Raw genomic sequence first — 23979 nt, forward strand, 5'->3', positions numbered from 1 at the left:
GGCCAAAAGGGCGCCAGCCCTTCGGGTTGCGGCTATAAATCCACCCCTCCGCGTTACTCGTCGTTCATTTGGAGCTACCAAACTTCTCTCCTCGTGCCTTGATGGGTGGATTTATAGCCGCAACAGGTGCGGTGCAAGTAGTGTGAACAGGCCCTAGCAACATTGTCCTTGCAGCGGTTGCAGCCCGAGCTGCTCCCGCGCTTCATTCACAAGGGTTTCGATGGTAGTGAGCGCCCACTCAGGCAGGGCGTCGTTGACACGGTAATGCATCCAGGTGGCCTGCCGCCGGGCCACCACCAGGCCGCACTGGCGCAGCTGCGCCAGGTGGCGGGAAATGGTGGATTGCGGCGCGTCCAGGGCGGCCACCAGGTCACACACGCAGACCTCCCGGTCCACGCCCATCAGGCAGAGCAGACTCAGGCGCGACTCATCACCGAGGCATTTGCAGAGCCCGGCGACGGAGAGCGGAGTAGGGGCGGCTTGAACGGCGTGCATGTGCATTCCTATATTCGTATATCCGGATTTATGGATATATTAGACAAAAAAAGGCCCGGCGCAAGGCCGGGCCCATGAAGTTTTTATGGCAGAAAACAGGTCAATGGTACGGACCAATCAGGTCTTTTTCACCTCTTTCTCCATCTCGTCGACGGAGATGTGGCGCACGTCGGTGCCCTTGACCAGGAAGATCACCTGCTCGCCGATGTTGCGGGCGTGGTCGCCGATGCGCTCCAGGGCGCGCAGCGACCAGATAATGTTGAGCACCCGGGAGATGGCGCGCGGGTCTTCCATCATGAAGGTGACCAGGGCGCGCATGGCGGAGCGGTATTCCAGATCCACCTCGGAGTCCTCGGCGGCCACTTCCACCGCCTTGTCGGCGTCGAAGCGGGCAAAGGCGTCCAGGGTGTCGCGCAGCATGTTGCGCACGTGGTTGCCGATGTGGCGCACCTCCACGTAGCCGCGCGGGGACTCGCCTTCCTCGGCGAGCTGCAGGGCCATGGCGGCGATCTTGGCGGATTCATCGCCGATGCGCTCCAGATCCGACACCGCCTTGGAAACGGCGATGATCAGGCGCAGATCCGAGGCCGCCGGGTGGCGCAGGGCCAGCACCCGGGCGCATTCCTCGTCGATCTGGATTTCCTGCTGGTCGACCCGTTCCTCGGTGTGCAGCACCTTCTCGGCGAGGCCGGAATCCGCGCGCAGCAACGCCTCCAGGGCGTCCACCACCTGCTTTTCCACGAGGCCGCCCATTTCCATGAGGTGGTTGCGAATCGACTCCAGCGCTTCATTGAACTGCGAGGAGCTGTGCTGACCAAAATGCATGCGATCCATGTTTGTTCTCCTGGGAACCGCGGTGTTAGCCGAAGCGGCCGGTGATATAAGCTTCGGTGAGTTCGTGTTCCGGGTTGGTGAAGACGGTTTCCGTGTCGTTCACTTCCACCAGCTCGCCGAGATGGAAGTAGGCGGTGCGATGGGAAACCCGGGCCGCCTGCTGCATGGAGTGGGTGACGATGGCGATGGTGTAGGACTCGGTGAGCTCGTCGATCAGCTCCTCGATCTTGGCCGTGGCGATGGGGTCCAGGGCCGAGCAGGGCTCGTCCATGAGAATCACCTCCGGGCTCACGGCGATGGCGCGGGCGATGCACAGACGCTGCTGCTGGCCGCCGGACAGGCCGGTGCCGGGGCGATCGAGACGGTCCTTCACCTCTTCCCACAGGCCCGCCTTGCGCAGGCTGCTTTCGACGATCTCGTCCAGGTCGTACTTGCGCTTGGCGAGGCCGTGCAGACGCGGGCCATAGGCGATGTTGTCGTAGATCGACTTGGGGAACGGGTTCGGCTTCTGGAACACCATGCCCACCTTGGCGCGCAGCAGCACCACGTCCAGCGAGGGATCGTAGATGTCGTCGCCGTCCAGCGTTACCTTGCCCTCGATGCGGCAGTTCTCGATGGTATCGTTCATGCGGTTGAGCGTGCGCAGGAAGGTGGACTTGCCGCAGCCGGAGGGACCGATGAAGGCGATCACCTCGTTTTCCATGATGTCCAGATCGATGCCCTTGATGGCTTCGTTGTCACCATAGAACACCTTCACGTCCCGGGCGCTCATCTTGGCGGTCTGCGACGCCGGCCGTTGTGATTGCCGCTCTTCGTCGCGCCGAACCATTACATCCGGATCAACCATCTTCATTGTCACCACCTTGTCTCGAATTTCTTGCGCAGCCAGATGGCGAGCGCGTTGAGGGTGATCATCATGAGCACCAGCACGATGATCGCCGCCGAGGTGCGCGCCTCGAAGAAATTGCGCATTTCGTTACCCTGCCAGAGATAAATCTGGACCGGCAGGGCCGTGGATTGTTCAAACGGGGTGGCCGGAATGTTGGCCACGAAGGCATTCATGCCGATCAGCAGCAGCGGCGCGGTTTCGCCCAGGGCCTGGGCGACGCCGATGATGGAGCCGGTGAGAATGCCGGGAATCGCCAGCGGCAGCACCTGCTGAAACACGGTCTGCACCCGGGAGGCGCCCAGCGCCAGCGCCGCCTGGCGGATCGACGGCGGCACCGCCTTGAGCGCCGAGCGGGTGGTGATGATCACCGTGGGCAGGGTCATCAGGCTGAGCACCAGGCCGCCCACCAGGGGCGCCGACAACGGCAGCCGCAGATAATTGATGAAGATCGAGGCGCCCAGCAGGCCGAACACGATGGACGGCACCGCCGCCAGATTGTTGATGTTCACCTCGATCAGATCCACGAACTTGTTCTGCGGCGCGAACTCCTCCAGATAGATGGCGCTGGCCACGCCCACCGGCACCGCCAGGCAGATCACCACCATCATCATGAACAGCGAACCCATGAAGGCGCCGGCCAGACCGGCCGAGGCCGGCGAGCTGCGCGAATCCGAGTTGGTGAACAGCACGGTGTTGAAGGACACGTTGAGAATGCCCTCGTCGTGCAGCTGGTCGGCGATGCGGCGCACCTCCGGGCTCAGCTGCAGCCGCTCGTCCGGCAGGCTGCGGTCGATGTTGCCCCGCACCCAGACATCCACCTCGGCGTCGGCGAGCAGCTCGATGGAGCGGATCTGGCCGATCAGCGAGGGCTCCTCGGCGACCATGTCGCGGAGCCGGTATTTCTCACCATTGGTGAACAGCTTGCGCAGGGAACGCCGGTGCTCCTCCAGTTCGGGCTTGGCGTCGATCAGCGCGTTTTGCAGCACCTCGTTCCAGTTGGCCATGGTGAGCTTGGTGCGCCAGGACTGCTGGCGCTGCTCGAAGTCCCGGGGCGATTCGTCCTGGCGCTGCTCCGGCGGCGGGCCCACGTCCAGAATCTGCGGGTCGAAGTAAACGTCCAGGGTGATGGAGGACTGCCAGAAGGCCGGCAGCCCCCGGGAGAAGATGCTGACGAACAGCACCGCCACGAAGGCCAGCCCGATCAGCACCGCCGCCAGACCGAACATCTTGAAGCGTTTTTCCTTGGCGTGACGGCGCCGCAGGCTGTTCGCCACCCGGCTCTGAATCTGATCGCGCTTGTCCGCCGCCGAATCCATCGTGCTGCTCATCAGTCGTATTGCTCCCGGTATTTACGGACGATGTACAGAGCCACCACGTTCAGGCCCAGCGTGATCACGAACAGGGTCAGACCCAGCGCGAACGCCACCAGGGACTGCGGGCTGGCGAAGTCGGTGTCGCCGGTGAGCTGGTTGACGATGGTCACCGTCACCGTGGAGACCGCCTCGAACGGGTTGGCGTGCAGAATCGGGCTGTTGCCGGCGGCCAGCACCACGATCATGGTTTCGCCGATGGCGCGGCTGGCGGCCAGCAGAAAGGCACCGACGATGCCCGGCAGGGCCGCCGGCAAAACCACCTGGCGGATGGTTTCCGACTTGGTGGCGCCCAGGCCCAGGGAGCCGTCGCGCAGCGACTGCGGCACCTGGGTGATGATGTCGTCGGACAGCGACGACACGAACGGGATGATCATCACGCCCATCACGAACCCGGCGGTGAGGGCGCTGGTGGATCGGACCTGGATGCCCACCAGGTCACCCAGATCGGAAAAGAACGGGCCCACCACCATGAGCGCGAACACGCCGTAGACGATGGTGGGAATGCCGGCCAGCACCTCGATCACCGGTTTGGCGAACGAGCGCAACCAGCCGGGCGCGTATTCGGACATGAAGATGGCGGTCATCAAGCCCAGGGGCACCGCCACCAGCAACGCGATGAAGCTCACCATCAGGGTGCCCCAGAGCAGGGGCAACAGGCCGAAATCGCCGTAGGAACTGCCGCCGGTGGTGCTGAAGCGGGGGTTCCAGGTGGTGCCGAAGAAAAATTCCGTGGGCGGCACGAACGAGAAGAAGCGCATCGCTTCGCCGAACATGGAGAACACGATGCCCACGGTGGTCAGGATCGCCACGCCGGAACACAGCAACAGGCCGACGTTGACCACCTTTTCCACATGGTTGCGGGCGCGCATGTCGGCGCGGATCCGGCCACGGGCCAGGAACAGCCCGGCCAGGGCCAGGGACGCCATCACCGCGATCTTGGCCAGTTCGCCGATGGAGCGCAGCCGCGACAGGGTTTCCGCCGCCGCCACTTCGTAGGCGGCCGGCTCGCCGGCGACACCGTAGCCGCTGGCGATATCATTCAGACGGCGCATCAGGACATCCGCCTGCTGCGACGTGAGGTCCGCCATTTCCGGCGGCAGTTGGTTGAGCACCACGGAACGGATCACCGAGGGCTCCAGGAGCGTCCAGAGCACGAACACCAGCAGCGCCGGCAGACCACACCACAGCGCCACCAGCCATCCATAGTAGCCGGGGCGGGAGTTCATGCGCCCGGCGGTGTTGCGAGCGATCGCGCGGCTCCGCGTCAGACCCAGTTGATAGGCCACGCCCATCAGGATCAGGAGCAGTACGATCAGCGTCATGTTATCCATCGTGACTCCAGTAACCCGTGTTCCGGTGCTTCAACCCAGGTAAACAACGGCCCCCGCTAGCGTTTCGCCGACGGGGGCCGTGGATCGGCATGGGCGCCTATCTTACTTGCTTACGACCTTGCGGTCTTCGAATTGGGCGACCGCTTGCTCGCGCTCTTTGTCGTTGAGCGGGATCAGGCCGGCTTCTTCCAGCTGGCTGCCGAAGCCGGATACGTCTTCGCTCAGGAAGAACTGCACGTATTCCTCGATGCCGGGGATGGAACCGATGTGCTCGCCCTTCACGTAGAAGAACAGCGGGCGGGAAACCGGGTACTCGCCGGAGCCGATGGTTTCCAGGGTCGGGGTGACGCCGTCGATGGTGGCCACTTTCAGGCGGTCACGGTTCTGCTCGTAGAAGCCCAGGCCGAATACGCCCACGGCGTCGGCTTGCGCTTGCAGGCGCGCCAGGGTCTCGGTGTAGTCACCGGAGATCTCGATCACGCGGCCGTCCTGACGGAACTGCAGGCAGGCTTCCTCGTCGTCCACCTGGCAGCCGTCCAGAACCACTTTCTCCTCGAATACTTCACGGGTGCCGTGGTTGGAGGCCGGGATCACCAGCACGATTTCCTGGTCGGGCAGGGATTTGTCGATCTGGGACCATTTGGTGTACGGGTTGGACACCATTTTGCCGTCTTTCGGTACTTCGGCGGCGATCGCCTTGTACACGAACTCGGGCTTCAGCTTGAAGGAACCCTTGCTGGCGTTGGAGGCGAACACGATGCCGTCGTAGCCGAAGCGTACTTCCAGGATCTGCTTCACGCCGGCGTTGGCGCAGCTTTCGATCTCGCTGGATTTGATCGGACGGGACGCGTTGGCGATGTCGATGGTGTTTTCGCCGACGCCCTGGCAGAACTGGCGCAGGCCGCCGCTGGAGCCGCCGGAACCAACCACCGGGGTTTCGAACTGGAAGGCGTTGCCGAACTGCTCGGCCACGATGCTGGCGTACGGCAGCACGGTGGAAGAACCGGCGATCTGGATGGTGTCACGGGCCATGGCCGGAGAGGCGGCGGCGGTCATGGTAACGGCGGCAAAGGCCACACCAAGAGCTTTCTTGAAACGCATTTTGGAATCCTCGTCTGCATCTACGAATTGAGTGACATCACCTTCGATGCCATCCTTGCCCGGGCTCGCTGATCCGGTTCCCCCGACGACGCCCGGGCCAGGGGGTGTCGATTCTGGGCTGAGACCGTTGCAGCAATGTGACAGGCGTCTCGGTACCCGGCACAGGCTGTCCTCCAGTCGACCGGCAGTGTAGAACCCCCAAATGACAGCAATATGACAGCGCCCCGGCGCCCATTCCGGCGCCCGGAAAGCGCCGCCAGGGCCCGTGTTGGCTGACCCGGCGGCCCATCACCCGTATAATCGCGCCGGACCCGGGACCCGGCGAGGCAATTTTGACTTCACGACAACAACGCACCCTGATGCGCTGGCAGCGGCGGCTGACCGCCTTTACCTGCGGGGTAGGCCATTTCTGCGCCTGGTTCGCCATGGCCATGGTCCTGCTGATGGTACTGGTGGTGGTGCTGCGCTACGGCTTCGGCATCGGCAACATCGCGCTCCAGGAGAGCATCACCTACCTGCACGGCGCCCTGTTCATGCTCGGCGCGGCCTATACCCTGGCCCTGGACGAGCACGTCCGGGTGGACGTCTTCTACCAGCATTTCAGCCCGCGGCGGAAAGCCCTGGTGAATCTGCTCGGCACCCTGTTGTTGTTGCTGCCGCTGTGCATCGCCATCTTCGGCCTGAGCTTCCAGTACGTGCTGCGCAGCTGGGCGGGCCTGGAGCGCTCCGACAACGGCGGCCTGCCCCTGGTGTTCGTGCTCAAGAGCCTGCTGCTGGCGCTGCCCGCCCTGCTCACCATTCAGGCGGTGGCGGAGCTGATCCACAACGGCCTGACCCTGGCCGGCGCCCGGGCGCCGGATCCGGAGCTGGAGGATGAGGGGGACGCATGGAGTTGATCCCCCTGCTGATGTTCCTGGCGGTGGGCGTGGTGCTGCTGAGCGGCTACCCGGTGGCGTTCTGCCTGGGCGGGGTGGCGCTGATATTCGGCATCGGCGGCCTGCTCACCGGCCAGTTCGCGCTCTCCGAGCTCACCTTCCTGCCCGGCCGCCTGTTCGGCATCATCGAAAACACCAGCCTGATGGCGGTGCCCCTGTTCGTGTTCATGGGCGTGATGCTGGAGAAATCCCGGGTGGCGGAGCGCCTGCTGGCGAGCATGGGCCGCCTGTTGGCGGTGTTTCCCGGCGGCCTGGGCCTGGCCATCGTGCTGGTGGGCACCCTGCTGGCCGCCAGCACCGGCATCGTCGGCGCCACCGTGGTGACCATGGGCCTGCTGTCGCTGCCCACCATGCTGCGCCACGGCTACAGCCCGCGGCTGGCCACCGGCCTGATCTGCGCCACCGGTACCCTGGGCCAGATCATTCCGCCGTCCATCGCCCTGGTGCTGCTCGGCGACGTGCTCTCCACCGCCTACCAGGAAGCCCAGCTGCGCCAGGGCAACTGGTCCCTGGACACGGTGTCCGTGGGCGACCTGTTCGTGGGCGCCCTGATCCCGGGGCTGATCCTGGTGGGCCTGTACCTGCTCTACGTGCTGGTGATCAGCAGCCTGCGCCCGGACATGGCGCCGGCCATGAAGCGCGAGGACGCCCGGGTGGACGGCGTGCCCGAGGACGCTTCCCTGATCAGCGGCCTGGTGGCGCCGCTGCTGCTGATCGTGGCGGTGCTGGGCTCGATTCTATGGGGCTACGCCACCCCCACCGAGGCCGCCGGCGTGGGCGCCTTCGGCTCCCTGCTGCTGGCCGCCATCAACCATCAGCTGGACCGGCACATCCTGCGCGAAACGGTGCGCGGCACCACCCGTGTCACCGCCATGGTGTTCATGATCCTGATCGGTGCCAGCCTGTTTTCCCTGGTGTTCCGCGCCTTCGGCGGCGACGAGACCGTGGCGCACCTGTTCGACGCCCTGCCCGGCGGCACCCTGGGCGCCATCCTGGTGGTGATGCTGATCGTGTTCCTGCTGGGCTTCATCCTCGACTTCATGGAAATCACCTTCGTGGTGGTGCCCATCGTCGGCCCGGTGCTGCTGGCCATGGGGGTGGACCCGGTGTGGCTGGGCGTGATGATCGCCCTCAACCTGCAGACCTCGTTCCTGACCCCGCCGTTCGGCTTCGCGCTGTTCTACCTGCGCGGGGTGACGCCGCCGGAAGTGCCTACCGCGCACATCTATAAAGGCGTGATACCCTTTATCCTGATTCAGCTGATCATGCTCGGCATCCTGGCCCTCTTCCCTCAACTGGCCACCTGGCTGCCCGGGCTGCTGTATGGATAACTGTTTCCCGACTTCAACGCATACGACACGGATCGGATTCCAATAACATGACCAACGACGACACTCCTCGGCCCCAGGGCACCCTGGCCCTGCAAACCATCGCCATGCCGGAGAACGCCAACTGGAACGGCGACATCTTCGGCGGCTGGCTGGTCTCGCAAATGGATCTGGCCGGCGCCGTCACCGCCCGCGCCCGGGCCAACGGCCGGGTGGCCACCGTGGCCATCGATTCCATGGCGTTCCTGCGCCCGGTGCCGGTGGGCGCCGTGGTGAGCTGCTACACGCGCATGCAGGACATCGGCCGCAGCTCCATGCAGATTCTGGTGGAGGTGTGGATCGTGGAAGACAACGGCGAGCTGGCCAAGGTCACCGAGGGGCACTTTACCTTCGTGGCCATCGACCAGAACGGTCGCACCCGGGCGGTGCCACGGGACTGATCGCCCCCGGGGGATCGGGAGGAAGAACGGGCCGCGCCGGCCGGCGCGACCCCGGTTGCCGGCCCGGCGTCAGCCGGGCTGTTTCTGGTCCAGTACCATGGAGCGCACGTTGAGCGCGGACTGCTCCGCCACCGCCACGTAGGGCACCACGGATTCGCGGAAGCTCTTGTAGGATTCGTAGATGCGGCGCGCCTGATCGTTGCCGGCCACCAGATCCTGAATCACCTGCTCGCTGGTTTCGTGGAGCTTCATCAGCACTTCGTCCGGGAAGCGGCGCAGCTGGGTACCGTGTTCGTCCACCAGCTGTTTCAGTGCCTCGGCGTTGTGGGCGGTGAACTCGTCGTAGATGTGCTGGTTCTCCGCCTCGGCGGCGCTCTTCACGATCGCCTTGAGGTCGTCCGGCAGGGCGTCCCACTTGTCCTTGTTGATCATCATCTCGAGCATGGCGCCCGGCTCCGCCCAGCCCGGGTAGTAATAGTAGTCGGCCACCTTGTGCAGGCCGAAGGCCAGATCGTTGTACGGGCCGACCCAATCGGCGGCGTCCAGGGCGCCGGTCTGCATGGAGGTGAACACCTCGCCGCCGGGCATCTGCACCGGGGTGGCGCCGATGCGCTGCATGATCTCGCCGGCCAGGCCCGGGGCGCGGATCTTCAGGCCCTTGATGTCCTCCAGGCTGTTCACTTCCTTGCGGAACCAGCCGCCCATCTGGGTGCCGCTGTTGCCACAGGGCAGCGGTTTGATACCGAATTCACCGTACAGCTCGTCCCACAGCTCCTGGCCACCGCCGAAGTTCATCCAGCTGTTGATCTCCTGGGCGGTGAGGCCGAAGGGCACGGCGGTGAAGAACGGCGTGGCCGGGTGCTTGCCCTTCCAGTAGTAGGACGCGGAGTGGCCCATCTCGGCGCTGCCGTCGCGGACCGCGTCGAACACGCCCATGGCCGGCACCAGCTCGCCGGCGCCGTAGACCTTCACCTTCAGACGGCCGCCGGACATGGCGGTGACCCGCTCGGCGAAGCGGTTGGCGCCGGTGCCCAGGCCCGGGTAGTTCTTGGGCCAGGCGGTGACCAGCTTCCATTCCATGGTCTTGGCCGGGCTCTTGCCGGCGCCCTCGGCGGCGGCGCCGGCCTGGGCGGCGTCCTTGGCGGAATCCTTGTTGTCCTGGCCGCAGGCGGTCAAGGCGGCGGCCCCGAGCCCCAGACCCAGGGCGGAAACGAATTTACGACGATCCATTGGTATCTCCCGATCGTATTGTTGTTGTGCGACTGGTTTTTATGCCACTGATCGCGGGTGGTGTCAGATCACTTCCAGGCGCGCGTACTGGCTGACCAGCCATTTGGTGCCGGCGCCATCGAAGTTGATTTGCAGGCGGGCGTTAGGGCCCTGGCCCTCGAAATGCAGTACCGTGCCCTCGCCGAATTTCGGGTGCAGCACCCGCGCCCCCAGCACAATACCATTGGCGTCCTCCTGGCGCAGCGTTCCCCCGCCACCGCCCATGGGCCGGCTGACGCCGGCGCGGGCGCGCACTTCCTCCACCAGCTCGCCGGGAATCTCGCGCAGGAAGCGGCTGGGCGGGTTGAAGGTCTCGCTGCCGTAGAGCCGGCGGCTCTCGGCGTGGGTCAGGTACAGCTCGCGCATGGCGCGGGTCAGGCCCACGTAGCACAGGCGCCGCTCCTCGGCGAGCCGGCCCGGGTCCTCGGCGGACATCTGGTGGGGAAACAGCCCCTCTTCCACGCCGGTGATGAACACCACCGGGAATTCCAGACCCTTGGCGGAGTGCAGGGTCATCATCTGCACCGCGTCCTCGTGGGCGTCGGCCTGACCCTCGCCGGATTCCAGGGCGGCGTGGTCCAGGAAGGCGGCCAGGGGGTCGTCCTCGCCGTCCTCGTCACCGAACTGGCGGGTGGCGGAGACCAGCTCGCGCAGGTTCTCCTGGCGCTGCTGGCCTTTCTCGCCTTTTTCCTGGCCGTGGAACTCGATCAGGCCACTGGCGGCGATCACGTGCTCGGCGGTTTCCGCCAGGTCCAGGTTGGCGGTTTCCTCGGCGAGCCGGTCCACCAGCTGCAGGAAGGCCAGCAGGGCGTTGCCGGCGCGGGCACTGAGCAGGCGCTCGTTGATCATCGCCGCCGCCGCGTCCCACAGCGGCAGGGAACGGTCCCGGGCGATCTGGCGCAGCGCCTCCAGGGTCTTGGCGCCGATGCCCCGGGTCGGGGTGTTGACCACCCGCTCGAAGGCGGAGTCCGCCCGCCGGTTGCTCAACAGGCGCAGGTAGGACAGGGCGTTCTTGATCTCGGCGCGCTCGAAGAAGCGCTGCCCGCCGTAGATCCGGTAGGGAATGCCGGCCTGCAGGAACGCCTCCTCCAGCACCCGGGACTGGGCGTTGGAGCGGTACAGCACCGCCATTTCCCGGCGCGCCATGCCTTCCTGGGCCAGGCTTTCCACCTTGCCGGCGATGAAACGCGCCTCGTCCACCTCGTTGAAGCCGGCGTACACGCGGATCGGCTCGCCGTGGCCGCCGTCGGTCCACAGCTCCTTGCCGAGGCGGTCACTGTTGTGGCTGATCACCGCGTTGGCGGCCTGCAGGATGGTGCCCGTGGAGCGGTAGTTCTGCTCCAGGCGGATGGTGCGGGTGTCCGGGAAGTCGCGGCTGAACTTGTGGATGTTCTCGATCTTGGCGCCGCGCCAGCCGTAGATCGACTGGTCGTCGTCGCCGACGATGGTGACCGCGTTGTCGGCGCTGGCCAGCAGCCGCAGCCAGGCGTACTGGATGGCGTTGGTGTCCTGGAACTCGTCCACCAGCAGGTGGCGGAAGCGGCGCTGATAGTGGCCGCGCAGGTCGTCGTTGTCGCGGAACAGTTCCAGCACGCGCAGCAGCATTTCGTTGAAATCCACCAGGCCGCCCCGGGCGCAGGCGTCCTCGTAGGCCTGGTAGATGCTCTGCATGGTCTTAAGGAAAAGGTCGCCTTCGCCGATATCCATGTGAGCGGCGCGCAAACCCTCGTCCTTCTGGCCGTTGATGAACCAGGTGGCCTGGCGGTGGGGCCAGCGCTGCTCGTCGAGGCCGAGCTCGCGGATCACCCGGCGCACCAGGCGCTGCTGGTCCTCGGCGTCGAGGATCTCGAAGTTCTGGGGCAGCCCGGCTTCCTGCCAGTGGGTGCGCAACAGGCGGTGGGCGATGCTGTGGAAAGTGCCCACCCACATGCCGCCGGCGGGCATGTCCAGCAGCTGCTCGATGCGGCCGCGCATTTCCGCGGCGGCCTTGTTGGTGAAGGTCACCGCCAGCACGCCGAACGGCGACGCCTGGCCGGTGGCGATTTGCCAGGCGATGCGGTGCACGAGGACCCGCGTCTTGCCGGAGCCGGCGCCGGCCAGCACCAGCAGGTGCGGGTCCTCGGCGGTCACGGCGTCGCGTTGGGCGGGGTTGAGGCCTTCGATCAGGGGGGTCACGTCATCCATGGCGCCGAAGTTTATCAGAACCGCCGCCCGGACGCGGTAGATGTGAACGGCAACGCGCTATCCGGTTTCCCTTGGCGATGGGGCTGGGTAAACTGCCAAACAAAAAGCCGGCGCGCCCCGCGAGCGGCGCCCGAGGCCGAGAGCCTGGAAGAATCTGTGTCGACGTCATCCGAGCTACATACCAGCAAGCAGCAGAAGGCGGTGATCCGCGCCCAGTGCCAGCACCTGACCAGCGGTGTGAAGAGCATGAACGTGCTGGAGGCCCTGGCCGTCGTCGCCGTGCTGTGGGCCTATTGGAGCACCCCGGTGCCCCGGGTCTGGCTGGTGTCCTGGACCGTGGCGGTGCTGGGGCTGGTGGCGGTGCGGCTGGGCTGGCTGCTGGCGTCCCGGGCCGGGTACGGCGGCGGCCCGCGGGACCTGTGGCGGGTGTCGCTGTCGATCCTGACCACGGCGGTGTGCATGGGCTCCGCCGGTTTTCTGTTCAACCCCACCGACACCATCCTGTCGGAGTCCATGCTCTACGCGCAGCTGACCATGAGCAGCCTGGGCACCGGCCTGAGCATCCTGGCCCTGGCCGCCTACAGCAGCCACCTGCCCACGGTGCTGCTCTACCAGACCTGCCTGCTGGCGCCGGCCTGCGTGCAGCTGGTGCTCACCCACGACAACGAGCCGGCCCTGGCCGCCATGCTGGTGGCCACCCTGGGCTTTCTGTTCATCACCGCCCGGCGCATCAATCTGACCACCCACCAGGCCCTGGACCTGCAGACCAGCAACACGGCGCTGATCGATTACCTGGACCGGGCCCGGGCCAACGCCGAGGCGCTCAACGAAAAGCTCGCCGAGGAAATCATGGAGCGCAAGGAGGCGCGCCGCCGGCTGCAGGAGGCCAACGACCGGCTGGAATCCATGGTCAGCGACCGCACCCATGCCCTGGAGCAGGCCAACAAGGAGCTCAGCGCCACCGGCGAGCGCCTGCAACTGGCCCTGGACGCCAGCAACATCGGCCTGTGGGACTGGGATCTGCAGACCGGCACCAACTACCACACCAATTTCGACCGCATTCTCGGCTACGAGAGCGAGTACTTCCGCAACTTCTTCGGTGACCTGCAGCAGCTGGTGCACCCGGACGATTTCCCCAATATTCGCCGCGCCATGGTGGCCCACTTCAAGGGCGAGACCGACCGCTACCACGCCCTCTACCGGCTGCGCCACGCCAAGGGCCCCTGGTGCTGGATCGAGGACGAGGGCCGGGTGGTGGAATGGAGCGACAACGGCCGCGCTCTGCGCATGATCGGCACCCGCCGGGACATCACCGCCACCCGCGAGGCCCAGGAGCAGCAGCGGCTGGCGGCCACGGTGTTCGAGAATGCCCCGGAGGGCATTTTCATCCTCGACCGGCACTTCCGCTTCCTGGCGGTGAACGCCCGCTTCGAGCAAATCACCGGCTTCCGGGAGTCCGAGGTGCTGGGCCTGACCATGACCGACAACCCGCACATGGAGCGCAACCGGGACGTCTACCGTGGCATCACCCTGGCGCTGCGCCGCAGCGGCTTCTGGGAGGGCGAGATCAGCGAGCGCCGGCGCAACGGCGAGCCGTTCCCGGAGTGGCTGCAAATCAGCAGCGTGCTGGACGAGAAACAGCGGGTGATCCGCTACGTGGGCATGCTCTCCGACCTCACCTCGCGCAAGGAAACCGAGGAGCGGGTGCAGTTTCTGTCCAACTACGACCGCCTCACCGGCCTGCCCAACCGCACCCTGTTCCGCGAACGCCTGCAGCGCGCTCTGACCCTGGCCCGGCTCAACCGGGAAAAAGCCGCCCTGCTGATGATCGACCTGGACCGCTTCAAGCCGATCAACGAAAGCCTCGGCCACGAGATCGGCGACCGCCTGCTCAAGCAAGCCGCCGAGCGCATCTGTTCGTGCGGGGTCAACGACGAGAATCTGGCCCGGGTGGGCGGCGACGAGTTCACCCTGGTGCTGGAGGATTGCGGCGGCGAGGCGCAAATCGGCGTGCTGTGCCAGAAGCTCATCAACATGATGAAAAAGCCGTTCCTGATCGACGGCCACGAGCTGCTGCTCGGCGCCAGCATCGGCATCAGCGTGTTCCCCAGCACCGCCCAGGAAGCCCAGGCGATGATCAACCAGGCGGAAATGGCGGTGCACCAGGCCAAGCGTGGCGGCGGCAACAACTTCCAGTTCTACCGCATGGGCATGCAGATGGCCTCGGTGGAACAGCTGGCCCTGGAAACCAGCCTGCGCAAGGCGATCTTCAAGAACGAATTCGTGGTGCACTACCAGCCGAAGATGGACCTGGCCAGCGACACCATCTCCTCGGTGGAGGCCCTGGTGCGCTGGCAGCACCCCACCATGGGCCTGCTGCCGCCATCGGAGTTCATCCCCCTGGCGGAGGAGTCCGGCCTGATTTCCGCCATTGGCGAGCTGGTGCTGGAGCGCTCCTGCCGCCAGGCCCGCCAGTGGCACCGGCGCGGCCTGGGCGACATCCGCGTATCCGTGAACCTGTCCGCCCACCAGTTCCGCAAGGGCAATCTGGCGGACGTGGTGGACCGCATCCTGCACCTCACCGAGCTGCCCGCCCACCTGCTGGAGCTGGAGCTCACCGAAAGCCTGATCATGGAAGACATGGAGCAGAACATCGCCCTGCTGGAGCGATTACGGGAACGGGGCGTGGGGCTCTCCCTGGACGACTTCGGCACCGGCTATTCGTCGCTCAACTACCTCAAGCGCTTCCCGGTGGACACCCTCAAGATCGACCGCACCTTCATCACCGATCTGGACCACAGCCCGGAGGACGCCGCCATCACCCGCGCCATCATCGAGATGGCGCACAGCCTGAGCATGAGCGTGGTGGCGGAAGGGGTGGAAACCGACCGGCACCTGGACATCCTGCGCGACATGGGCTGCGACAGCATCCAGGGCTACCTGATCAGCCGGCCGGTGGCGGAGGATCAGTTACTCACCCTGCTCAAGCACCAGCACGGCCAGGTGGGCGACGGCCCGGCCTGAGGCCGGCCGCGGCTAGTCGCCCTCCAGGATCGCCAAGGTCTCGGGCTTGGCGAAAAACGGCTCGAACTGGCGGCGCAGCCAGGCATCGAGAACGCCGCGCTCGCGCAGCACCCGTACCGCCGGCGGCCCGAAGCGCAGGGCGTCGTCGAGCAGCTGGTCCCGGGTCAGGCCCACCTCGTCGATCAGCTCGCGCAGGGTGCTCTCGCCGTACTTGTCGAAGAACGCGGTCACGCCGGTATCCAGCAGCGTCGCGAAGTAATCGCCGTGGCGGAAATCCAGCCAGAAATCGTAGCCGATCACGAACAGCTCCTGGATGTCCTCGCTGTCGAGCAGGTCGCGCAGATCCCGCAGCGGCCGCTCGGCGAAATCCTGCCAGGCCACCAGAACCAGATCGCGCAGCGCATCCAGGTTGTCGTCGCTGTACAGCCACGGGTCCGCCAGCAGCGCCGCCAGACGCTCCTGCAGCCAGTCCTGCAAACGCAGCTCCAGGCTGGCCCGCCAGCGCGCCGGCACCCGCCGGCCGAGCAGCGCCCGCACCGATTCCGGCACCCCCTGGTGGAACCAGGTCTTGAGACCCAGCTGGGTGCCGCCGGCCAGCACCGCCAGCAACACCGGGTTGCGGCTCAGCCAGCCAATGCCCCGCCGGGACAGGGGGATCTCCAGGGCCTTGTCCACCAGCGCCGTCACCGTGGCCTCATCCACCACGTCGCCGACGCGGCGCTCTTCCTGGATGCCGTGGTGGTAGAGCCGGTCCACCATTTCCCCCACCAGCTCCGGAATGCCGCCGCCCAGCTCGGTGCTCACCGCGTACTTGCGGGCCGTGGTCAGCACCTGGTCGGCGCTGACCACCTCATTGAGGGTCAGGCCGCCGGCCTGTTCGAGCAGGAAATCCAGCTCCGCCTCCAGCCAGCCGTCCAGCCGGTCCGGGTCCAGGGTCTCCTGAAAGTGGGCCACCATGGCATCCAGTAAACGATTTGCCTTCTCTTGTTTATTCGCCGTCACGACATTCCTTCCTTTACGTAAAGCCAAGCGCCGCTCGCGGCCAGAATGTATCATTCATCAATGTAACAATCACTAGAGGTACAGAACCATGGCGATCAACATCCTGCCCACGCGCCGCAACCTGCGCTTCAAGTTGGACGCCAGCAAGGCACTGTCCTGGCACCGGGATGGCCGCAACGTGAGCCAGTTCCTGAACACCCTGAGCCTGTTCTTCCCGGTGGGCGAGCGCTTTTTCATCGACAGCGTGCGCCACTATCGTGACCTCGTCCAGGACCCGGACCTGAAAGCGGCGGTGACCGCTTTCATCGGTCAGGAAGCCATGCATGGCCGCGAACACGAGGAATACAACCAGTACGTCAACGACGCCGGCGTGCCGGTGGAGGCCCAGGAAAAACTGGTCGCCGCCCTGCTGGCGCGCATCCAGAAATCCACGCCCAAGGCCTTCCAGCTGTCAGGCACCGTGGCCCTGGAGCACCTCACCGCCATTCTCGCCGACGGCCTGCTGAGCCTGCCGGAGATTCTGGACGGCGCCGACGAAGGCTACCAGGCCCTGTGGAACTGGCACGCCCTGGAGGAAACCGAGCACAAGGCGGTGGCGTTCGATGTCTACCAGCTGGCCGTGGGCACCGACGACCAGGCCAGCGCCTACGCCCTGCGCTGCTTCGCCCTGGTGCTGTCCACCAGCGTGTTCTTCGCCCTGTTCCTGCCGTTCTATCTGCACAACGTGCGGGTCAGCGGCGGCCTGTTCGACCGCCAGGGCTGGCGCGCGGTGTGGCGCCACAGCCTGGGCCGCAAGGGCATCTTCCGCTACACCGCCAAGGCCTGGCTGGACTGGTTCAAACCGGGCTTCCACCCCTGGGACCACGACAATCGCCAGTTCCTGGAGCAATTCGACGAGCTGGTGGCCCATGCTCTGAAGGACGCGGCCTGACCGAGACGGTCCGCTTCTTTCCCCCCGGTGATCGTCCCCCCCGGCGATCCCGATTTCCAAGCCGGCGTCCCGCCGGCTTTTTTTGTTCATCACGCGCGACGCTACCTCCATAGCGTAACGGCGTGGTCCCCCTTCCGGGACCCTGTCAAACAGGATGTTTGACCGGGAGCCCCCAGGGACGGGTTCACGGCGTTCCCGGAAGGGGGACCACGCCGTTACGCGGCCCGGATGGAGAGAGCAAACGCGGATCAGCGACCGCCGTCCTGGGTATCCACCACCCGGCTGTCGCCGAGCACACGGACGTTGGCCGCCGGCGCGGAGCCGTCCCTGTCCTCGCCGAAGTACAGCGTGGTGTGCGGGAACGGAATCTCGATGCCCGCCTGGTCGAAGTACTTCTTCACCAGCCGGTTGTAGGCGCGGCCCACGGCCCACTGCATGCCCGGGGACGCCTTGATCACCACGCGGATGTTCACCGAACTGTCCGCCAGGGCGGAGACCCCGGCAACCGTCATCGGCGCCAGGATATTGTCCTTCAGCGGCCCCTCCTTGAGCTCCTCGAAGGCCGCCTCCAACTGCACGATGGCGTCGTCGATGCTCTCGCGGTACGCGATGCCGTACTCGCCCACGTGGTTGCCGAATTCGCGGGTGTAGTTGGACACCGCGCCCACCGCGGAGAACGGCACGATGTGGTAGGTGCCGGCCAGATCGCGCATGGCCACGGAGCGGATGCCAACCCGCTCCACGGTGCCGGAATTGCCACCGGCGCTCACGAAGTCGCCGGTGTTCATGGCGTTTTCGAGCTGGATGAAGACCCCGGTGATCACGTCCTGCACCAGCTTCTGGGCGCCGAAGCCCACCGCCAGGCCGAGCACGCCGGCGCCGGCGATCAGCGGCGCGATGTCGATGCCGATCTCGGAGAGCACGATCATCGAGGTCATGATGATGATGGCGATGGCCAGGGTGGTGTGGAACAGCCCCATCAGGGTCTCGGCGCGGGCGGCGGCGGCCGGGTCCGCGTCCTCCTTGGGGCTGAGCTTGTGCTCCAGCAGGCTGGCCAGGCCAATCCAGACCAGCGCCGCCACCGCCAGAATCACCAGCACGTCGACGATGGCGCTCACCGTGCGGCCACCGGCCTCGCTGGCGTACCAGGCGGCCAGGTCATAGAGGTCCCAGGCGTCCAGCACCAGCACCGCCACCAATACCAGCAGCAGGGCGCGGATGATCTTCAGGCCGGTGGGCACGTAGGTGTTCACACGGGCCTGCAGGCGCGGCATGGCCGCGTTGAGCCGGTCGGAAAGCCGGATTTCCTTGCCGATCAGCTGGCTCAGCACCACCGAGATGAGCAGGCCCAGGCCGGCGTAGACCACCGTCAGCAGGGTCGCCACGGCCACGAACGGCAGGGCGGCTTCCGGGTCCACCACGGTAACGGCGAACACCAGCACCGCGTAGGCCAGGGCCAGCACGTGCCAGAGGCGGCCCAGCAGGCGCAGCAGCACGCGACCGGGGCCGGAGCTCTGCTCGGCGCGGGCGAACAGACGGTCGCGCAGCACGGTGCGCTTCTTGAGAATCACCGCCACCGCGAAAATCAGCGCCAGCAGCATGATCACAGTGCCCACGCCGGAACCCAGCGCCGGCGACAGGTTGAAGTTCAACACCGGCACCAGAACCAGCATGCCGTAGCCGATGAAGCCGGCCAGGTTGGCCAGGAAGCGGTTGCAGTAGCGCGCCTGATCGGCGGCCACGGGCACCAGGCGCAGGCCTTCGTAGCCGGAGGAAAACAGCATGCGCAGGCCGGCCTTGAACAGCTCCACCACCAGGAAGGCGTTGAGGAACAGGGCCAGGCGGGTGGCATCGGCGTTGACCTCGTTGACCAGCAACGAGGACACGAACCCGCCGGCCAGATAGGCCAGCGCCACCACCACCACGTCGACGAAGGCGGCCACCGCCACGGCCACGATGGTGCGCAACATGGCCAGTTTTTCCGAGCCGCGCAGGGCCCAGCCACTCAGCGCCCGGAACGAGGGGCGCGCCACCGCCCGCAGCACGAAGAACACCACGAAGGTGGCGATCACCAGGATCGCCAGATTGACCGCCGCGGCGCCGGCCTCCTGCAGGTCCACCGGCGCCAGATCCGCGCCCTCCGCGGCCGCCTCGCCGCCACCGAGGAGGCCGCCGACGGCGGCGCCCAGGGCGGCGAACTGGTCGCCCATGTTGGCGGCCAGGTGGCCGGTGGTGGCGGCCATGCGACGGGCGAAGGACACCTGCTCCGGCCGCTGATCACTGGGCGCCTGGGCGGCGATCTCCGCCGGTGGAGCGGCGCCTTCCACGCCCGGCGCCTGGTCGGTTCGGGCCGCCTCCAGGCCACGCAGTTCCTCGATCAGGGCATTGCGCGAAGCCTCATCCTCGAGCAGGTCCGCCAGGCTGCCGTAGGCCGGCTCCCCGCCGGCATCGGCCTGCTGCTGGGCCAGCGCCGGCGGCGCGAACATCAGGATCAGCAAGGACAACAGGCCGGCGAGGCCCGCGGATAGTCGACGGTGTGTAGGCACGCTTACCCTCCTCAGTATTCTCGACGGTGCGCCTTCCCGGGCGCGGTTTCGTGAGCACAGACCCTAAGCAAACGGGCGACATCAACGGGTGAAGGCTACGACAAGGATCGTCACCGGACGATGCCCCGATGCAGGGCACAACAAGAACACAGCAAGTCGTTACAGGGCTCCCGCCGGACCGTAAAAAATCGCAAAATTGACATCGCCCAATGGCTCATTGACGGCCGCGCCGGGCGCGACGGCGAATGGCCGGCGGCCGCCCAGCCCGCAGAATGGGTCTTCACGCCGGCAACCTGACACGAGGTTCAGCAATGGAGCAGTGGCAACACCGCACGGTGATCCGCGACGGGGTCAACCTGGCCACCCGCAGCCGGGGCGACCGCGACGCCCCCACGGTGCTGTGCGTGCACGGCTACCCGGACAACGGCGAGGTGTGGGATGCCCTGGCCGACGCCCTTGGCGACGGCTACCGGGTGACCACCTACGACGTGCGCGGCGCCGGCGCCTCCTGCGCGCCCCGGGCGCTGGCCGCCTATCGTCTGGGCGAACTGCGCGACGACCTGTTCGCGGTGATCGACGCCCTCAGCCCGGGCCGCCCGGTGCATCTGGTGGCCCATGACTGGGGCTCGATCCAGAGCTGGGAGGCGGTCACCGAGCCCGGCGCGGAAAGCCGCATCGCCTCCTACACCACCCTCTCCGGCCCCTGCCTGGACCACGTGGGTCAGGGCCTGCGCGCCGGCGGCGACCCCCTGGCCAGCCTGCGCCAGCTGGCCAAGAGCTGGTACATCGGCGCCTTTCATTTGCCCGGGCTGGCGCCTCTGGCCTGGAAGCTGGGCCTGGGCGATGCCTGGCCCGGCGTGCTGCGCCGCACCGAAGGCCTGCAGGCCACGCCCAGCGCCACCCAGAGCCGCGACGGCGCCCAGGGCGTGGCGCTGTACCGCGCCAATATGCTGCCGCGCCTGCTGCGCCCCCGGGAGCGCCACACCCGGATTCCGGTGCAGTTGATGGTGGCGCTGCGCGACCGCTATGTGGGGCCCGGGTTGCTCGAGGGTCTGTCCGAATGGACCGGCCCGCTGTGGCGTCGCGAGATGAACACCGGCCATTGGGGCCCGCTGCTGGCCCACGCGCCGGTCACCGCCGATTACCTCAAGGAATTCATCGCCCATGTGGAAGGCGCGCCGGAAAGCGCGCGCCTGGCCCGCGCCCGGGTGCGCGCCGACGCCGGCCCGGACACCGGCAAACTGGTGGTGATCACCGGCGCCGGCTCCGGCATCGGCCGGGAAACCGCCCTGGCGTTCGGCGAACGGGGCGCCACCGTGCTGTGCACCGACATCGATCCGGACTCGGCGGCGGCCACCGCCGAGGCGGTGCGCCAGGCCGGCGGCGAGGCCCTGAGCCGCCGCACCGACGTGGCCAACGCCCGCTCCATGGAAGCCCTGGCCCGCTACGTGGAGCGCGAATTGGGTGCCCCGGACGTGGTGATCAACAACGCCGGCATCGGCCTGGCCGGGCCGCTCATGGACACCAGCGTGCGGGACTGGAAACAGGTGCTGGACGTGAACCTGTGGGGCGTGATCCACGGCTGCCGGTTGTTCGGCCGGCAGATGATCGACCAGGTGAAGGCCGGGCACATCGTCAATGTGTCCTCGGCGTCCGCCTATCTGCCTTCCCGGGCCCTGCCCGCCTACGCCACCAGCAAGTCCGCGGTGCTGATGCTCACCGAGTGCCTGCGCGCGGAACTGGCGGAGCGCGACATCGGCGTCTCGGCGATTTGCCCGGGGCTGATCGACACCCCGATCACCGGCCGCGCGCGCTTCGTGGGCGTGGACGACGCCGAGCAGGACCGCCGCCGGGAAGCGGCCCAGCGCCTCTACCAGCGGCGCGGCTTCACGCCGGACCGGGTGGCCCGGGCTATCGTCGCCGCCGTGGAGGGCAACCGCGCCGAGGTGCCGGTGAGCGTGGAGGCCAGCGGCATGCGCTGGGTGGGCCGGCTGGCGCCGCCGCTGGCACGGCGCCTGGCGCGGCTGGACGTGGCGCCGTGAACCGGTATCCTGCCGCCGGGCCGCCACGCCGTCCGTGGCGCGTGAAGACGAACCGGTCTATGATTTCGCCATGAGTGCTTCCCGCAAATCCCCGGCGGCCATCCTGCGCCGCCTGACCCAGAACGCTCCGGACACCCCGGAGGTGGATCAGGCGCTCCAGGAGCGCCAGGAATTCACCATCGACAAGCTTGCCCGCGAGGCCGGCTCCACGGTGCGCAACGTGCGCGCCTATCAGGATCGTGGCCTGCTGCCGCCACCGGAGAAACGCGGCCGCACCGGCATCTACACCGACGTGCACCTGGCGCGGCTGAAGATCATCGGCGCCCTGCTGGAGCGCGGCTACACCCTGAACAATATCCGCGACCTGCTCAGCGCCTGGGAACAGGGCCGGGACCTGAACGACATTCTCGGCCTGGAGGTGGCGGTGACCTCCTGGCAGAACCCCAGCGTGCCCTCCTATCTGGACTACCAGGATCTGATCGACGATTTCGGCGAGGACATCACCCCGGAGGTGATGACCAAGGCGGTGTCCCTGGGCTACATCATCCCCGAGGGCACCCGCCTGCGGGTGCCCTACCCGCGCATCTACAACGCCGGCAAGGAGCTGGTGGAAAACGGCGTGCCCCTGGATGCGGTGCTCACCCATGTGCGCCTGGTGCGCGGCGAGGTGGACAAGCTCGCCGAGCGTTTCATCGACATGATCGTCGAGCATCTGGTGGACGAGAAATACGGCCCCAACAGCCTGCCGGAAGGGGACGACGTGGCCCGGCTGGCGGAGTTCATCACCCGCATCCGCCCGCTCGCCGAGGCGGTGGTCAACGACGAGCTGGGCCGGGTGCTGGAAAAGAGCATCAACAAGGTGCTGGTGGACCGGCTCGAAAACGTGCTCGACCATTTGGAAAAGAAACAGCTCTGAAGCGATCGCCACTGAACTCGCTCCTACGGCGGCCTGGAACCCGGCGTAGGAGCGACCGGGCGGCACCTCGCTTCAGTCGCGATCCAGCCCCGGCTTGATATTGGCGCGACTCAGATCGCCGCCATAATGCGCCGCCACCCGCGGATTCATCACCCGGAACCACAGCGGCGGCACCCAGGCCAGCAGAATCATCGACGCATACCCGCCGGGCAACTGCGGCGACTCGTCGAAGTGGCGCAGGGACTGGTAGCTGCGCGTGGGGTAGGCGTGGTGGTCGGAATGGCGCTGCAGCTGGTAGAGGAAGATGTTGGTTACCCGCCGGTTGGAATTCCAGGAGTGCTCCGGCCGGCAGCGCTCGTAACGGCCGTTGGCCTTTTTTTGCCGCCGCAGGCCGTAGTGTTCCAGATAGTTCACCACTTCCAGCAGTTGAAAGCCGAACACACTCTGGATCACCAGGAAGGGCAGCACCGCCCAGCCCAGCCAGGCCACCAGAGCCCCCCACAGCAACACGGACAGCGCCCAGGCCCGCAGGTTGTCGTTGGCCGGACTCCATACCGGTTTACCCTGCCGCGCCAGCCGTTGCTTCTCCAGATGCCAGGCGGAGCGCAGGCTGCCGATCACGGTACGCGGCAGAAACGCCCAGAAGGTCTCGCCGAACCGCGAGGACGCCGGGTCCTCCGGGGTGGAAACCCGCACGTGATGCCCGCGGTTGTGCTCCACGTAAAAATGCCCGTAGAACACCGGCGCCAACGCCACCTTGGCCAACCACTTTTCCATCCGGTCCGGCTTGTGGCCCAGCTCATGGGCGGTGTTGATGGCGATGCCGGTGGCGCAGCCGGTGGAGACCGCCAGGCCCAGATAGCTGTACCAGGCCAGTCCCCAGGTGGCCGCCACCCAGGCGGCGTAGAGAAAGCCGGCGTAGAGCAGTGGCACGGACACGTACACCGCCCAGCGATAGTAGCGGTCGCGCTCCAGTTCCGGCACGGATTCCTCCGGCGGGTTGGCGGTGTCCTCGCCAAGCAGCACGTCGAACAGGGGGATCACGCCGAACACGAACAGAAACCCGAACCACCACATCACCGGCCAGCCGGTGAGCAGCACCATCTGCACGGCGCCCACCGGCAGCAGCATGGTGAGAATACTGAGCAGCCACCAGTAGCGACGGCTGTCGCGCCAGTCGCCGTCCCGGTTGTTGAGGGTCGCGGTATTCATGTTGTTCTCCTTCTCGACCGCACGCCGTTTAATTAATGATCAACACTGCCATTGCTCAGTGTCAATATGAACAACCTTGCTCGCCGCCGGGTATTACAGCCGGTAGCGTTTCGCTGCACTTTTGTTG

The 23979-nt window shown here is 66.6% G+C and carries 18 protein-coding genes; 7 read left to right on the forward strand and 11 right to left on the reverse strand.

Going from position 1 to position 23979, the window contains the following annotated elements; genetic code table 11:
• Positions 1 to 153: 153 nt before the first annotated feature.
• The 6 genes from HMJ39_RS15900 to HMJ39_RS15925 form a co-directional block, all read right to left on the reverse strand.
• Positions 154 to 495, reverse strand: a complete 342-nt coding sequence (locus tag HMJ39_RS15900) for an ArsR/SmtB family transcription factor (RefSeq protein ID WP_194298041.1) — start codon at positions 493 to 495, stop codon at positions 154 to 156.
• Positions 496 to 612: 117 nt separating this feature from the next.
• Positions 613 to 1329, reverse strand: a complete 717-nt coding sequence (gene phoU / locus HMJ39_RS15905) for a phosphate signaling complex protein PhoU (protein ID WP_161382792.1) — start codon at positions 1327 to 1329, stop codon at positions 613 to 615.
• 25 nt (positions 1330 to 1354) lie between these two features.
• Positions 1355 to 2158 carry a phosphate ABC transporter ATP-binding protein PstB gene (gene pstB, locus HMJ39_RS15910; protein WP_228462432.1) on the reverse strand — a complete coding sequence of 268 codons (804 nt, stop codon included), beginning with the start codon at positions 2156 to 2158 and terminating at the stop codon, positions 1355 to 1357.
• 26 nt (positions 2159 to 2184) lie between these two features.
• Complete coding sequence (pstA, locus tag HMJ39_RS15915; protein WP_194298043.1) at positions 2185 to 3546, reverse strand: phosphate ABC transporter permease PstA; 1362 nt, start codon at positions 3544 to 3546, stop codon at positions 2185 to 2187.
• Complete coding sequence (pstC, locus tag HMJ39_RS15920) at positions 3546 to 4922, reverse strand: phosphate ABC transporter permease subunit PstC (protein ID WP_161382789.1); 1377 nt, start codon at positions 4920 to 4922, stop codon at positions 3546 to 3548. The genes pstA and pstC overlap by 1 nt, the downstream gene beginning before the upstream one ends.
• Before the next feature lie 102 nt (positions 4923 to 5024).
• Positions 5025 to 6023: a substrate-binding domain-containing protein gene (locus HMJ39_RS15925; protein WP_161382788.1), complete on the reverse strand. Its 999-nt coding sequence runs from the start codon at positions 6021 to 6023 to the stop codon at positions 5025 to 5027.
• A gap of 332 nt (positions 6024 to 6355) precedes the next feature.
• Here HMJ39_RS15925 and HMJ39_RS15930 point away from each other — a divergent pair, with 332 nt between their 5' ends.
• From HMJ39_RS15930 to HMJ39_RS15940, 3 genes are read left to right on the forward strand one after another with little or no spacing between them, the layout of a single operon-like run.
• Positions 6356 to 6919 (forward strand): TRAP transporter small permease subunit, encoded by a 564-nt coding sequence (locus HMJ39_RS15930; RefSeq protein WP_228462407.1) that lies wholly within the window; start codon positions 6356 to 6358, stop codon positions 6917 to 6919.
• Positions 6910 to 8289, forward strand: coding sequence for a TRAP transporter large permease (locus HMJ39_RS15935; protein ID WP_194298044.1), 1380 nt, complete (start codon positions 6910 to 6912; stop codon positions 8287 to 8289). Before HMJ39_RS15930 ends, HMJ39_RS15935 begins: the two co-directional genes overlap by 10 nt.
• 47 nt (positions 8290 to 8336) lie before the next feature.
• Positions 8337 to 8726: an acyl-CoA thioesterase gene (locus tag HMJ39_RS15940; RefSeq protein ID WP_194298045.1), complete on the forward strand. Its 390-nt coding sequence runs from the start codon at positions 8337 to 8339 to the stop codon at positions 8724 to 8726.
• Between the two features lie 69 nt (positions 8727 to 8795).
• Here the strand turns inward: HMJ39_RS15940 and HMJ39_RS15945 are convergent, their stop codons facing one another.
• Both HMJ39_RS15945 and uvrD read right to left on the reverse strand, forming a co-directional pair.
• The gene (locus tag HMJ39_RS15945; protein WP_194298046.1) at positions 8796 to 9956 is read right to left on the reverse strand and encodes a TRAP transporter substrate-binding protein; all 1161 of its coding nucleotides are present in this window, start codon (positions 9954 to 9956) and stop codon (positions 8796 to 8798) included.
• A gap of 63 nt (positions 9957 to 10019) precedes the next feature.
• Positions 10020 to 12179: a DNA helicase II gene (gene uvrD / locus HMJ39_RS15950; protein ID WP_161382784.1), complete on the reverse strand. Its 2160-nt coding sequence runs from the start codon at positions 12177 to 12179 to the stop codon at positions 10020 to 10022.
• A 156-nt stretch (positions 12180 to 12335) separates the two neighbouring features.
• Between uvrD and HMJ39_RS15955 the strand changes: the two genes are divergently transcribed.
• The gene (locus tag HMJ39_RS15955; RefSeq protein WP_323370921.1) at positions 12336 to 15203 is read left to right on the forward strand and encodes an EAL domain-containing protein; all 2868 of its coding nucleotides are present in this window, start codon (positions 12336 to 12338) and stop codon (positions 15201 to 15203) included.
• Positions 15204 to 15215: 12 nt separating this feature from the next.
• Here HMJ39_RS15955 and HMJ39_RS15960 read toward each other — a convergent pair whose 3' ends face one another.
• Positions 15216 to 16205, reverse strand: coding sequence for a hypothetical protein (locus tag HMJ39_RS15960; protein ID WP_194298047.1), 990 nt, complete (start codon positions 16203 to 16205; stop codon positions 15216 to 15218).
• Between the two features lie 88 nt (positions 16206 to 16293).
• Between HMJ39_RS15960 and HMJ39_RS15965 the strand changes: the two genes are divergently transcribed.
• On the forward strand, positions 16294 to 17136 hold the full coding sequence (locus HMJ39_RS15965; RefSeq protein ID WP_194298048.1) for a metal-dependent hydrolase: 843 nt from the start codon (positions 16294 to 16296) through the stop codon (positions 17134 to 17136).
• Between the two features lie 248 nt (positions 17137 to 17384).
• Here the strand turns inward: HMJ39_RS15965 and HMJ39_RS15970 are convergent, their stop codons facing one another.
• Positions 17385 to 19682: a mechanosensitive ion channel domain-containing protein gene (locus tag HMJ39_RS15970; RefSeq protein ID WP_256244429.1), complete on the reverse strand. Its 2298-nt coding sequence runs from the start codon at positions 19680 to 19682 to the stop codon at positions 17385 to 17387.
• Between the two features lie 311 nt (positions 19683 to 19993).
• Here HMJ39_RS15970 and HMJ39_RS15975 point away from each other — a divergent pair, with 311 nt between their 5' ends.
• Both HMJ39_RS15975 and HMJ39_RS15980 read left to right on the forward strand, forming a co-directional pair.
• Complete coding sequence (locus HMJ39_RS15975; RefSeq protein ID WP_194298049.1) at positions 19994 to 21724, forward strand: SDR family oxidoreductase; 1731 nt, start codon at positions 19994 to 19996, stop codon at positions 21722 to 21724.
• A gap of 70 nt (positions 21725 to 21794) precedes the next feature.
• Positions 21795 to 22640, forward strand: coding sequence for a MerR family transcriptional regulator (locus HMJ39_RS15980; RefSeq protein ID WP_161382780.1), 846 nt, complete (start codon positions 21795 to 21797; stop codon positions 22638 to 22640).
• A 72-nt stretch (positions 22641 to 22712) separates the two neighbouring features.
• On the opposite strand, the gene HMJ39_RS15985 is transcribed toward HMJ39_RS15980, so the two are convergent.
• Positions 22713 to 23852 (reverse strand): alkane 1-monooxygenase, encoded by a 1140-nt coding sequence (locus HMJ39_RS15985; RefSeq protein WP_194298050.1) that lies wholly within the window; start codon positions 23850 to 23852, stop codon positions 22713 to 22715.
• Positions 23853 to 23979 lie beyond the last annotated feature (127 nt).

The organism is Alloalcanivorax profundimaris, from assembly GCF_015265435.1.
Taxonomy (GTDB): Bacteria; Pseudomonadota; Gammaproteobacteria; order Pseudomonadales; family Alcanivoracaceae; genus Alloalcanivorax; species Alloalcanivorax profundimaris.